Here is a 12,422-nt window from a genome sequence, read left to right on the forward strand (position 1 = left end):
GGAGATCAACTGGTGCGTCTCCCGCGCTCCCGACCGGAGGATCGCAGCCACCCTTGGTGCAGCATCGCCGACCTGAAGAAGGCCGTGAAGCTAGGCAAGGGACGACAAGGCATCGCTCGGGCGCGCGAAGCCGTCGAGCTGGTCCGGGTCGGCGCGGACTCGCCGCCGGAGACGGCTATGCGTCTTGGGATTGGCCGGGCCGGGCTGCCGGAGCCTGAGCTGCAGATCAAGCGCGACCCGCAGGACCCCTATTCGGCCGCGGGCGACGCCGGCTACCGAGATCGGCGGATTGTTCTGCAATACGAAGGGAAACATCATTTCAGCGCCGAACAGCAGGCCCGAGACCAGCGTCGCAACTCAGAGTTCGCTCACGCAGGATGGACGGTCATTCAAGTCAATCGCGTGGATCTGGCGGAGAACTTCTCTTCGATGCTTGCGCGGCCGGAGATGCTGCTGGGGAATGGGCCGGAACTTAGGTAAAGAAACTGCCGGAACTGACCCTGATTGGCAGGGAGTTCCGGCAGTTTCTTTACGTTATTCGCAACGACGGCGGGTGGTGGCGTCTAGGCGCTCAGGCGGTGGGCTCAGCTTCCCACTGGCCTGTGACCAGGTAGAGCACCTTCTTCGCCACTGAGACACCGTGGTCGCCGAAGCGCTCGAAGTACCGGCTGGTCAGGGCCGAGTCCACGGTGGCCGAGGGCGAAGCGTCCCAGTTATCAGCCGCGATAGCGGTGAAGATTCCGGCGTGCAGCTCGTTGATCTGCTCATTCAGCGCAGCGATTTCAGCCACCAGGTCTACCTGGCGGGTGACCAGCAGTTCCACCAGTTTTTTGGCGATCTGGATGTCCTTCTCGGCCATCTGCCGATACACATCCACCAGCTGCTGAGGAGCAACCGGATCCGGATAGCGCAGCCGCACCAGCTGAGCGATGTGACGGGCCAGATCTCCCATGCGCTCCAGCGAGGTGGACATCCGGAGCGCACCAACGATCAGGCGCAGGTCTCCAGCTACCGGACCCTGGAGTGCCAGCAGTTCGATGGCTTTCTCATCGAGGTCGTTCTGCAGCGTGTCGATCCGGGTGTCAGCAGCGATGACTTCCTCGGCCAGCTGCACATCAGCAGTCTCGTAGGCCCGGTAGGCCTTCTCCATTGCCTCGGAGACAAGCACGGCGATATCGGTCAGTTGGTCTCCGAGATTATGGAGATCCTCCTGGAAGAGTTTGCGCACGTTACGCGGTTCCTTTCCTCGACGGGCCCTGTGTTGGCTCCTGGGACGCAGTATGCACCCAATATCTTCAGATACTTGGGTAAACACGCTCTGAGGTTCTAGGCAACCAGAAGATGAACAGAACGTGAACGATTAACGCCGGGCCGTCATGTGGGCAACACGAGGGTGAACAAGAGCATAAGCTGGAGGATCGTGGACCCCCTGCTCATTGCTGCCCTCTCCGGCGCCGTCGGACTCGCCATCGGCGTGGTGGGCATGCACGCCTTCAGAGTCAGCGAACGACAGCGTGCCGCCGGTATCGACGTCGATGAACCCACCATGCCCGAAGGCGCCACCGAGGTTCTTGCCTCTCTGGGGCTGGCCTATATCGTGGTTGACACCGTCGACGGCGTGGTGCGCGCCAACCCTGCCGCCTACGCCTTCGGCCTGGTGCGCGGCCATACAGTGGTCCATCAGGAAGTGCTGGGGCTTACTGCACGGGTGCGCAGCGACGGAGTCATCATTGACCAGCAGCTGGAGCTGACACGCGGACTGCAGGGCGAGACCACGATGGTGGTGCACCTGCGAGTGGCCCCACTGGGGGACGAGTACATTCTTGTGCTTGCTGATGACCGCACCGAAGTCTCTCGCACCGAAGCGGTGCGCAATGATTTTGTCGCTAACGTCTCCCATGAGCTGAAAACTCCCGTCGGAGCGATCTCTCTGCTGGCAGAGACTATCGAAGACGCTGCAGATGATCCCGACGCCGTGGCCCGCTTCTCCCAGCGCCTGCACAAGGAAGCCAACCGGCTGGCTGTGCTTGTCCAGGACATCATTGAGCTTTCCCGAGTCCAGGGCAAGAACGTGGTCCACGCAGGAAAGCCGGTGGACCTCAACTACGTCATCGCTGAAGCTGTGGACCGTTCCCGACTGCCAGCCGAGTCGAAGGGGATAGAACTCCGCGTGGGCGGGAAGCTACCGCGCCGAGTTCACGGGGACTCCGATCAGCTGACCATGGCCTTCCGGAACTTGATCGATAACGCCGTGCGTTACTCCCCGGACAACACTCGGGTGGGCATCGGGCTGACCAGCCGGGACGGTATCGCCCAGGTCACCATTACGGACCAGGGAATCGGCATCGCCCCGGAGAATCAGGAGCGCATCTTTGAACGCTTCTACCGGGTCGACGCTGCCCGCTCCCGCCAGACCGGTGGCACCGGCCTGGGCTTGAGCATCGTGAAACACGTGATCACCAACCACGGCGGTGAAGTAGCCCTGTGGTCTCAGCCCGGGCGCGGTTCGACCTTCACGGTGCGCCTGCCTGAGCTGGAAGAGGGGCTGGACAGCCTCACCGGGCTCGGCGAAGACCCCGTGGATCTCACCGCCCATCTGAATACCGATGACCTGACAGAAGACACCCAGTCCGCTCGCCGCAGCGCGGGTGAAGGAGGAAACGCGTGACCAGGATTCTCATCGTCGAAGACGAGGCTTCATTCTCGGAGGCGCTCTCGTACACCCTGCAGAAGGAGGGGTACGACGTAGTGGTCGCCGAGGATGGCTTCGAGGCGGTAGAGGTCTTTGACAAAGAGGGCGCCGACCTCGTGCTGCTAGACCTCATGCTCCCTGGTCAGCCGGGTACAGAGGTCTGCCGGCAGATCAGGCTGCGCTCTAAGGTGCCGGTGATCATGCTCACCGCCAAGGATTCAGAGATCGACAAGGTGGTGGGCTTGGAGCTTGGCGCCGATGACTATGTCACCAAGCCCTACTCCTCACGGGAGCTGCTGGCCCGCGTGCGCGCAGTGCTGCGTCGGCACACCGAACCGGAGTTTGATGACTCCTCCACCATTGTGGCCGGTCCTGTCCGGATGGATATTGAACGCCATATCGTAGAGGTGGCAGGCCGAATGGTGAATCTTCCGCTGAAGGAATTCGAGCTGCTGGAGATTCTCATCCGCAACGCCGGGCGAGTGCTGACTCGCGGACAGATCATCGACCGGGTGTGGGGCTCGGACTATGTGGGAGACACCAAAACTCTCGATGTTCATGTCAAGCGGCTTCGATCCAAGATCGAGGCCGACCCCGCCAAGCCGCGGCTGCTGGTGACCGTCCGTGGCCTGGGCTATAAATTCGATGCCTGATCGTCCACGTCGATCAGCGCAGGAGACCGGCGGCTAGACTGGTTCCCGGTCTTGACGGTTCAGCACTAAGGAGCGCCCATGGGTAACGAGCAGACTCTGAATCAGGAGCAGCAGCAGAGCGAGGCGGGAGTTCAGCCCATCAGGCGCGCGCTGATCTCCGTTTTCGACAAGACCGGTCTGGCCGAGCTGGCCCAAGGTCTCCACGATGCCGGTGTGGAGATCGTCTCCACCGGCTCCACCGCCTCCCGCATCGCAGCAGCCGGGGTCCCCGTCATCGAAGTCTCGGAGATCACCGGATTCCCGGAGTGCCTCGACGGTCGGGTCAAGACCCTGCACCCGCGAATCCACGCGGGAATTCTGGCTGATCGTCGCCTGGAAGATCACCGCCGCCAGCTCACCGAGCTCGAGGTGGAGCCCTTCGACCTCGTGGTGGTCAATCTCTACCCCTTCGCCGAGACTGTCGCCTCCGGGGCCTCGGAGGAAGAGATCGTGGAGAAGATCGACATCGGCGGGCCCTCCATGGTGCGCGCTGCCGCCAAGAACCACGCCTCGGTAGCTGTCGTGGTGGATCCGCTGCGCTATAGCGAGACCGTGGCGGCTGCCAAGGAGGGCGGCTTTACGCTGGGCCAGCGCAAGCGTCTGGCAGCACTGGCCTTCGCCCACACCGCCGCATATGACACTGCAGTGGCGCGCTGGACCTCTACAGAGTTCGACGACGACTTCGACACTGCTGCACTTCCTGCGCCTCCGGCCGCGGGCGAGAAGAAGCTCCACTTTCCGCCCTACGCCGGCCTGGCGCTGGAGCGGGTCTCCACGCTGCGCTATGGCGAGAACGCGCACCAGCCTGCAGCCCTCTACGCTGAGCAGAACGCAGCCGCGGGTCTGGCCCAGGCCAGCGTGCTGCACGGCAAGGAGATGAGCTACAACAACTACGTCGACGCCGACGCCGCGGTGCGTACGGCTTACGACTTCGATCAGCCGGCCGTGGCGATCATCAAGCACGCCAATCCCTGCGGTGTGGCCGTGGGTGAGACCATTGCCGCGGCTCATGCCGGCGCCCACGCCTGTGACCCGCTCTCGGCTTTTGGCGGCGTCATCGCCGCAAACCGGCCGATCACCGCGGAGATGGCGCAGGCCGTCAGCGAGGTCTTCACTGAGGTCGTCGTCGCCCCGGATTTCGAGGAGGAAGCGCTGAGCATCCTCACGAAGAAGAAGAACATCCGGCTGATCAAACTGGCCGCCGGACACAGCCGTGATCGCATCGAATACAAGCAGATCTCCGGAGGTATGCTGCTGCAGGCCTCCGACGCCCTGCACGCTGAAGGCGACAGCGCGAAGAACTGGAAGCTGGCATCCGGATCCGCGGCCGACGACGCGACCCTGGCTGACCTCGAGTTTGCCTGGCGCGCAGTGCGCTCGGTGAAGTCCAACGCCATCCTGCTGGCCTCGGCAGGGGCCACCGTGGGCATCGGCATGGGCCAGGTCAACCGCCTGGACTCCTGCCGCTTGGCAGTGCAGCGCGCCAACACTCTGGCTGGCGACGGAGTCGAGCGGGCACGGGGCTCGGTAGCGGCCTCTGACGCATTCTTCCCCTTCGCTGACGGACTGCAGAGTCTGATTACCGCTGGGGTGACAGCTGTGGTGCAGCCCGGCGGTTCGCAGCGCGACAGCGAGGTCATCGCCGCAGCGGAGGAGGCAGGACTGACGATGTACCTCACCGGTGCGCGTCACTTCTACCACTAAGGGCGGGTAGTCTGATGCTTATGAGTCGATCAAGTACCTAGCCCCGCGGCGCAGACCTGTGAAGGTCACGCTGCCGCAGGGGGCACGCCGTGACCACAGGCCTTGACCTTCTTCACCACAGGGGTGGTATTGATGACTGAACAGCTGGACGAACTTGCAGATCTGATCCGCGATGAGCGGCTGCGTGAACTGCGCGTGGCACTGGATGAGCTCCACATTGGCGACGTCGTCGACTTTCTCGAGCGTCTAGGCGTCAAAGACCGGGCGGTGACTTTCCGGCTGTTGCCCAAGGACACCGCCGTGGAAGTCTTTGACATGCTGGATCAGGCACTTCAGCACGAGATCATCGAAGGCCTCAAAGACGGAGAGGTCGCGCACTTCTTCGAGTCTCTGGAACCCGATGATCGTGTGCGTCTGATGGACGAAATGCCAGCTTCGGTGGCACGGAAGATGCTGCGTCATCTGGATCCGCGCGAGCGGTCGCTGACCAATATCGTTCTGGGCTACCCCTCCGGCACTATTGGGCGTCAGATGAGTCCGGAGTTCGTCGCCATCCCCGAGCACTGGAGTGTAGGGCAGGCGATGGAGAAGGTCCGCCGCGCCGGAACCGACGCGGAAACCATCTACACCCTTCCCGTAGTGGACCGTCAGCGGCTGCTCAAGGGCGTGGTGTCACTGCGGGATCTGCTGACTAATGATGATGAGCAGATCGTCGAAGCGCTGATGACCGAGGCAGACTCAGTAGATGCTGATCATGACGCCGAGGACGCGGCACGCCGCTGTGCAGACCGCAAGCATCTGGCCATGCCGGTCACGGACAAAGAGCACCGTGTGGTCGGGATCTTCACCGTGGATGACGCGCTGGACATCCTGGAGCGAGCCGAGTCTGAGGACGCTGCTCGCCATGGTGGTGCCGAACCGCTGCACCGGCCATACCTCTCCACACCGGTGCTGACGATTATGCGCTCCCGAGTGGTGTGGCTGCTGGTGCTCGCCGTCGGAGCTACGCTGACCGTGCAGGTGCTGGACATCTTCGAATCAACCCTGGAGCAGGTCGTAGCTCTGGCGCTGTTTGTGCCGCTGCTGATCGGCACCGGCGGAAATACCGGCAACCAGGCGGCTACAACGGTCACTCGTGCATTGGCGCTGGGTGATATCACCACCAGGGACGTCTTCAAGGTGCTCTGGCGTGAAGTCCGCGTCGGTCTGACTCTGGGGTCGGTGCTAGGAGCACTGGGGTTCGTACTGGTGGGCCTGTGGGGGCCGGGCGATGGCAACCCGTGGGCCATTGCCGCAGTCATCGGCCTGACTCTGGTCTCCATGTGCACCCTGGCGGCCTCCGCCGGCGGGATGATGCCGATCCTGGGTAAGAAGCTCGGCGCAGACCCGGCAGTCTTCGCCAATCCGTTCATCTCCACTTTCGTGGATGCCACCGGCCTGATCGTCTACTTCATGATCGCCCGGGCGGTGCTGGGGCTGTGATCGCCCTGAAGCCCGACGGCGGGGCCACTGGCGGCCGTCGTCGTTGATAGGTTTAGACCCGGACAATTGAAGATCTACACCACACGATCGACCGACCTCGAGGGAGATGCCTGCATGGCAAAGATCATCTATACCAATACCGACGAAGCGCCGATGCTGGCGACCTTCTCGCTGAAGCCCATCGTTGAAGCTTTCGCCTCCACCGCAGGTGTTGAGGTCGAGACCCGCGATATCTCGCTGGCGGGACGCATCATCTCGCAGTTCCCCGACTATGTCGGTGAGGACAAGGCTGAGGCCGATGCCCTGGCAGAGCTCGGTGAGCTGGCCAAGACTCCTGAGGCCAACATCATTAAGCTGCCGAATATCTCCGCGTCGGTGCCGCAGCTGAAAGCCGCAGTTGCCGAGCTGCAGTCCCAGGGCTATGCGCTTCCGGACTACCCGGAGAGCCCCTCCACTGATGAGGAGCGCGAGATTCGTGCCCGTTACGGCAAGGTCATGGGCTCGGCAGTGAACCCCGTGCTGCGCGAGGGCAACTCCGACCGCCGAGCACCGGCCTCCATCAAGTCCTATGTGCGCGCTAACCCGCACCGCATGGGGGAGTGGAGCTCAGCCTCCAAGACTGAAGTGGCCACAATGGGCGTCAACGACTTCGCCTCCAACGAGCAGTCGGTCATCATCGAGTCCGAGGATACGCTGACCATCCAGCACGTGGCCGCTGACGGTCAGGTCACCGTGCTTAAGGACGGGCTGTCTGTCCAGGCCAGCGAAGTGATCGATGCCACGTTCATGAGCGCTAAGGCCCTGGATGCTTTCCTCGTGGAGCAGGTTCAGCGCGCCAAGGAATCCGATGTGCTCTTCTCCGCGCATCTGAAGGCCACGATGATGAAGGTCTCTGATCCGATCATCTTCGGGCACATTGTGAAGGCCTTCTTCCCGACGATTTTCGAGAAGTTCGGTGCTGAGTTGGCACAGGCCGGTCTCTCGGCCAATGACGGTTTGGCCTCGATCCTGTCCGGTGCCGAGAAGCTGGGCGAGACCGGCGAAGCCATCAAGTCTGAGTACAAGAAGGCTCTGGAAGAGGGCCCCCGGATGTCCATGGTCGATGACCGCAAGGGCATCACCAACCTGCACGTGCCCTCCGATGTGATTGTGGACGCCTCCATGCCGGCCATGATCCGCAACGGCGGCCAGCTGTGGGGCCCGCAGGGCGAGACCGACGACACCCTCGCGGTGATCCCGGACTCCTCCTACGCCGGGGTTTACCAGGCGGTGATCGAGGACTGCAAGGCCAATGGCGCCTTCGATCCGACCACCATGGGCACCGTCCCGAATGTGGGCCTGATGGCGCAGAAGGCGGAGGAGTACGGTTCCCACGATAAGACCTTCGAAATCGAAGCCGACGGCAAGGTCCAGGTCCTCAACTCCGCCGGTGACGTGCTGATCGAGCACGAGGTGGAGGCAGGCGATATCTGGCGTGCCTGCCAGACCAAGGATGCCCCCGTCCGCGACTGGGTGAAGCTGGCGGTCACCCGCGCTCGCGAAACCGGCGCACCGGCGGTCTTCTGGCTCGACGAGAAGCGCGCCCATGACGCGAACCTGATCTCGAAGGTGGTGCACTACCTTGATGACCACAACACCGATGGTCTGGAGATCAAGATCCTCAACCCCGTGGAGGCCACCAAGTACTCAGTGGAGCGCATCCGCAACGGGGAGGACACCATCTCCGTCACCGGTAACGTGCTGCGCGACTACCTGACCGACCTGTTCCCGATCCTGGAACTGGGCACCTCCGCGAAGATGCTCTCGATTGTGCCGCTGATGGCAGGCGGTGGCCTCTTCGAAACCGGTGCCGGCGGCTCCGCCCCCAAGCATGTGCAGCAGCTGACCGAGGAGAACTACCTGCGCTGGGACTCCCTGGGCGAGTTCTTCGCGCTGGTGCCCTCTCTGGAGAAGTACGCCGAGCAGGCCTCCGCGCCTAAGGCCAAGGTGCTGGCCTCGGCTCTGGACCGTGCCACTGCGACCTTCCTGATGGAGAACCGCTCCCCAGGACGCAAGCTTGGTACCACCGACAACCGCGGTTCGCACTTCTACCTGGCGCAGTACTGGGCCAAGGAGTTGGCTGAGCAGACCGAGGACGCCGAGCTGGCTGAGCAGTTCAAGCCGGTGGCCGAAGCGCTGGTGGCCAACGAGCAGCAGATCGTGGAGGAGCTGCTGGCAGTCCAGGGCTCCCCGGCAGATATCGGCGGCTACTACCGCCCTGACGAGGCGAAGACCACCGCCATCATGCGGCCTTCGCAGACCTTCAACACCATCATCGACGGTCTGAAGAAGTAGCCCTTCCTCCGCTCGCGGTGAGCTTCAACGCCCCTGGTCTCCTCTTAAGAGTCCGGGGGCGTTGTGCTTACCAAGGCTCTCTGTTGGGCGCAGAGGATTCCGTTAAGGGGTTTAGGCTTGGGCTATGAGCGATGACACAGCGCAGGATGACACAGCGCAGCAGGTGCAGCAGCAGTACGACGCTGACGCCCGGGTGATTGCCCCGGTGATTGTCTCTACTCGAGCCGCCACCGGCGAGCGCGAGGACCTCTCGGCGCCGATCATCGAAGAGTTCGCTCACGAGATCGGCTTCATATGCCGCCCTCCAGTGATCATCCCCGATGGCGAAGGTGTGCTCGCCGCGCTCTCGGAGCTCCTGGTGCAGGTGGCCCCGGCGGTCATCATCACCTCTGGCGGCACCGGGCTGACTCCGGATGACCTGACTCCTGAGTTCACCAAACCGATGCTGGATAAGGAGATCCCCGGCATTGTGGAGGCCGTCCGGGCACACGGCCGAGACCGCACTCCGCTTGCTGCGCTGAACCGGGGTGTGGCCGGAGTCAAGGAAGGCACAGTCATTGTGAACCTGCCGGGTTCCCCCACTGCCGTGCGCTATGGCATGGAAGTGCTCGTTGAGCTGCTGCCTGAGCTCTGTGATCAGGTCGCTGACATCCGTTCCTCCGACAGCTGGGGCTGAATCCGCTCACCGCCTCAGGTCAGCAGTGCTGAGCCGAGGATGAGCGAGACTGCCAGAGCGGCCATCATCACGCCGATGCAGATATCGATCACCCGCCAGACGCCAGGTCGGTTGAGCACTGACGAGAGTGCCCTCGCGCCGAAACCCAGGGCGGTAAACCACAGTACAGAGCCCGCCGCGGCACCAGAGGCGAAGATCCACCGGCCCTGCACGCCGTGCTGATTGGCAAGACTGCCCAGCAGAACCACAGTGTCCAGATACACGTGGGGGTTTAAATACGTCAGCGCTGCGGCGGTGAGGACCACCGAGCCGCGGGAGCGGGGTGTCTGCTCCTGCCACGCAGTGGGCTTCCATGCCGCACGGAATGAGCGCACCGCCCACCACAGCAGATATGCCGCGCCCGCCCAGCGCAGAATCTCCAGAACCGCCGGGAAGGTTGCGACAAGCGCCCCGATACCGGCAGTACCTGCGAAGATGAGCAGCACATCGCTGAGGATGCACAAGACCACGACGGCGCCCACATGCTCCCGGCGCAGCCCTTGCCGAAGGATGAAGGCGTTCTGCGCTCCAATGGCGACGATCAGGGCCAATCCAGTCAGTGTCCCCATCCCAAAAATGCTCATAGCCTCACGCTAGGCAGACCGGGGTTATCAGACAAATGAATGCGACTGCTGCTGGATTAGCATTGCTTCATGAACCTGGACCAGTTGCGAACTCTGGCCGCCATCATCGACGAGGGTTCCTTTGAGGGCGCTGCATATCAGTTGCGGATCACCCAGTCTGCGGTGAGCCAGCGAGTCAAAGCCCTGGAGGCGCACGTCGGGCAGCTTCTGGTGCGCCGCGAATCACCGTGCTCAGTGACTGCTGCGGGATCGGCCATGCTCCGCCTGGCACGTCAAGTGCAGCTACTACAGGAAGAGACCTGGCAGGAGCTGAGCCCAGGACCCGCCGCCCGCACTATCACGCCACTGGCCGTCAACGCTGATTCTCTTGCCACCTGGCTCTATCCAGTCCTGCGGTCAGCAGCCGGGTGGAGCGACATCACGCTCGATCTGCACGTGGAAGACCAGGATCACAGCAGCGCACTGCTGCGCACAGCCGAGGTCCTCGGAGCGATCACCGCAGAACCGCAACCCATCAACGGCTGCACAGTTGAACACCTGGGGGATATGCGCTACCTGCCGGTGGCGGACCCGCTGCTGGCTAAGCGGCACACCACAGCCGCAGGAGTGGACTGGGAGTCGATACCGGCGCTGCGGTTCAACAGCAAAGATGACTTACAGCATGACCTGCTGCGCAGCAAAGGGATCACCGCATCAGCGCCGGCGCACGTGATTCCCTCCTCGGAGGGATTTCTGGATGCGGTGCGCGCCGGCCTGGGCTGGGGCATGCTGCCTCAGATGCAGCTGGGTACTCTGATCAGCGATGGCTCGCTGGTGCTGCTGGAGGAGGGACTTCACCGCGACGTCGCCCTGTACTGGCAGACCTGGAATCTTGAATCCGCGCGGCTGACGCGAGTCACTCAGGCCATCCGCGAAGCCGCAACAGACCTGCACTGACTCAGACTGCACTGAAACGGACTGCACTGAAACATCGGGCCGACGCCCAGGGCCGGGGTTCAGGTCCGGGGCTCAGCGAGCGGAGCGCTCCATCGCGATGGCCCTGCTCATCGATTTGCGTGCCCGTGACCGGTCACCGGCTACGTCATAGGCCACCGCCAGCCGGTACCAGGACCGCCAGTCCTCCGGAGCTGCCTCGGCCTCAGCCTTATAGCGCTGGAACTGCGCGTCGGCCTGTTCGCGGTTGGGCCGTCCGCCCGGTGAGCGCTCCACAGTGTCTTCCGGAAGCGCATCCTCGGCCTGAAGAATCCGTCCCAACCGCTCGGTGCGGAAGCCGAAGGCAATGGCGTGATACAGGAACCAGACGCCAATGGCCACCAGCAGCAGAGTGCCGATGCCCAGCGCCCGGGCAGCGGCGTCGTCGACTCTGAGGAAACGCCACGCACTGATGACCGCGCCGGTCATGACGATGCCCACCAGCACGATCATGACCCAGGTCCAGAACTTATCCCGCACCGCTACAGCCCCAAATCCAAATAGCCATCAAGACCGTAGGTCAGCCCCGGACGGGAGGCCGCGGTGCGCAGCCCCAACAGGACACCGGGCATGAAACTGGCGCGGTCGAAGGAATCGTGCCGGATGCTCAGCTGTTCTCCGGCAGAACCCAGCAGCACCTCCTGATGCGCTACAAGCCCGCGCAGCCGCACCGAATGGACATGGATATCCTCCACCACCGCCCCGCGGGCACCGTCCAACTGGGACTCGGTGGCATCGGGAGAAGGCGGCACGTGAAGCTCGCGACGAGCGGCAGCCATCAACTCGGCAGTGCGCACCGCAGTGCCAGAAGGGGCATCGACCTTATGCGGATGGTGCAGCTCGATGATCTCCGCGGACTCGAAGTACTGGGCAGCTTTGGCCGCGAAGGCCGATGCCAGCACTGAACCCAGTGCAAAGTTCGGGGCGATGAGCACTGCCACCCCAGCGTGCTCGGTGAGCTTCTGCTCCAACCGCTGCAAACGCTGGGCGTCCCAGCCGGTGGTCCCCACCACTGCGTGGAGTCCGTTCTCCACGGCGAAATGCACATTGGCCTCTGTGGAATCAGGGACTGTGAGATCCACGATGTGGGTAGCGCCGGCTTCCACTACCTGGTCAAGTGAATCTCCACGGCCCAGGGCTGCAACAAGCTGCATATCCGAGGCCGCCTCAACGGCCTTGACCGCCTCTGAACCCATCCGGCCCCCGGCCCCCAGGACCGCTACTGAAATCTGCTGCGCACTCATAGC

The 12,422-nt window shown here is 63.2% G+C and carries 12 protein-coding genes; 8 read left to right on the top strand and 4 right to left on the bottom strand.

Annotation, left to right across the window (positions count from 1 at the left end):
• Nucleotides 1–12 precede the first annotated feature (12 nt).
• Nucleotides 13–480 carry a hypothetical protein gene (locus tag ABEA23_RS09190; protein WP_345477734.1) on the top strand — a complete coding sequence of 156 codons (468 nt, stop codon included), beginning with the start codon at nt 13–15 and terminating at the stop codon, nt 478–480.
• Between the two features lie 91 nt (nt 481–571).
• Here the strand turns inward: ABEA23_RS09190 and phoU are convergent, their stop codons facing one another.
• Complete coding sequence (gene phoU / locus ABEA23_RS09195; protein ID WP_260072727.1) at nt 572–1,228, bottom strand: phosphate signaling complex protein PhoU; 657 nt, start codon at nt 1,226–1,228, stop codon at nt 572–574.
• Nucleotides 1,229–1,420: 192 nt separating this feature from the next.
• Between phoU and ABEA23_RS09200 the strand changes: the two genes are divergently transcribed.
• The 6 genes from ABEA23_RS09200 (at nt 1,421) to ABEA23_RS09225 (ending at nt 9,580) form a co-directional block, all read left to right on the top strand.
• Nucleotides 1,421–2,668, top strand: a complete 1,248-nt coding sequence (locus ABEA23_RS09200; protein WP_345477735.1) for a sensor histidine kinase — start codon at nt 1,421–1,423, stop codon at nt 2,666–2,668.
• The gene (locus tag ABEA23_RS09205; protein WP_260072729.1) at nt 2,665–3,345 is read left to right on the top strand and encodes a response regulator; all 681 of its coding nucleotides are present in this window, start codon (nt 2,665–2,667) and stop codon (nt 3,343–3,345) included. Before ABEA23_RS09200 ends, ABEA23_RS09205 begins: the two co-directional genes overlap by 4 nt.
• Before the next feature lie 78 nt (nt 3,346–3,423).
• Nucleotides 3,424–5,088 (top strand): bifunctional phosphoribosylaminoimidazolecarboxamide formyltransferase/IMP cyclohydrolase, encoded by a 1,665-nt coding sequence (gene purH, locus ABEA23_RS09210; protein ID WP_345477736.1) that lies wholly within the window; start codon nt 3,424–3,426, stop codon nt 5,086–5,088.
• A gap of 132 nt (nt 5,089–5,220) precedes the next feature.
• The gene (gene mgtE / locus ABEA23_RS09215; protein ID WP_345477737.1) at nt 5,221–6,570 is read left to right on the top strand and encodes a magnesium transporter; all 1,350 of its coding nucleotides are present in this window, start codon (nt 5,221–5,223) and stop codon (nt 6,568–6,570) included.
• 114 nt (nt 6,571–6,684) lie between these two features.
• Complete coding sequence (locus tag ABEA23_RS09220; RefSeq protein ID WP_345477738.1) at nt 6,685–8,904, top strand: NADP-dependent isocitrate dehydrogenase; 2,220 nt, start codon at nt 6,685–6,687, stop codon at nt 8,902–8,904.
• A gap of 124 nt (nt 8,905–9,028) precedes the next feature.
• Complete coding sequence (locus ABEA23_RS09225; protein WP_345477739.1) at nt 9,029–9,580, top strand: MogA/MoaB family molybdenum cofactor biosynthesis protein; 552 nt, start codon at nt 9,029–9,031, stop codon at nt 9,578–9,580.
• 14 nt (nt 9,581–9,594) lie between these two features.
• Here the strand turns inward: ABEA23_RS09225 and ABEA23_RS09230 are convergent, their stop codons facing one another.
• Nucleotides 9,595–10,203 carry a LysE/ArgO family amino acid transporter gene (locus tag ABEA23_RS09230; protein ID WP_345477740.1) on the bottom strand — a complete coding sequence of 203 codons (609 nt, stop codon included), beginning with the start codon at nt 10,201–10,203 and terminating at the stop codon, nt 9,595–9,597.
• Between the two features lie 69 nt (nt 10,204–10,272).
• On the opposite strand from ABEA23_RS09230, the gene ABEA23_RS09235 reads away from it, so the two are divergent.
• On the top strand, nt 10,273–11,139 hold the full coding sequence (locus ABEA23_RS09235; RefSeq protein ID WP_345477741.1) for a LysR family transcriptional regulator ArgP: 867 nt from the start codon (nt 10,273–10,275) through the stop codon (nt 11,137–11,139).
• A gap of 72 nt (nt 11,140–11,211) precedes the next feature.
• Here the strand turns inward: ABEA23_RS09235 and ABEA23_RS09240 are convergent, their stop codons facing one another.
• Both ABEA23_RS09240 and dapB read right to left on the bottom strand, forming a co-directional pair.
• On the bottom strand, nt 11,212–11,655 hold the full coding sequence (locus ABEA23_RS09240; RefSeq protein WP_345477742.1) for a hypothetical protein: 444 nt from the start codon (nt 11,653–11,655) through the stop codon (nt 11,212–11,214).
• Nucleotides 11,656–11,657: 2 nt separating this feature from the next.
• Nucleotides 11,658–12,419: a 4-hydroxy-tetrahydrodipicolinate reductase gene (gene dapB, locus ABEA23_RS09245; protein WP_345477743.1), complete on the bottom strand. Its 762-nt coding sequence runs from the start codon at nt 12,417–12,419 to the stop codon at nt 11,658–11,660.
• Between the last annotated feature and the right edge of the window lie 3 nt (nt 12,420–12,422).

Origin of the sequence: Nesterenkonia rhizosphaerae, assembly GCF_039544555.1 — a bacterium.
Lineage (GTDB): Bacteria > Actinomycetota > Actinomycetes > Actinomycetales > Micrococcaceae > Nesterenkonia > Nesterenkonia rhizosphaerae.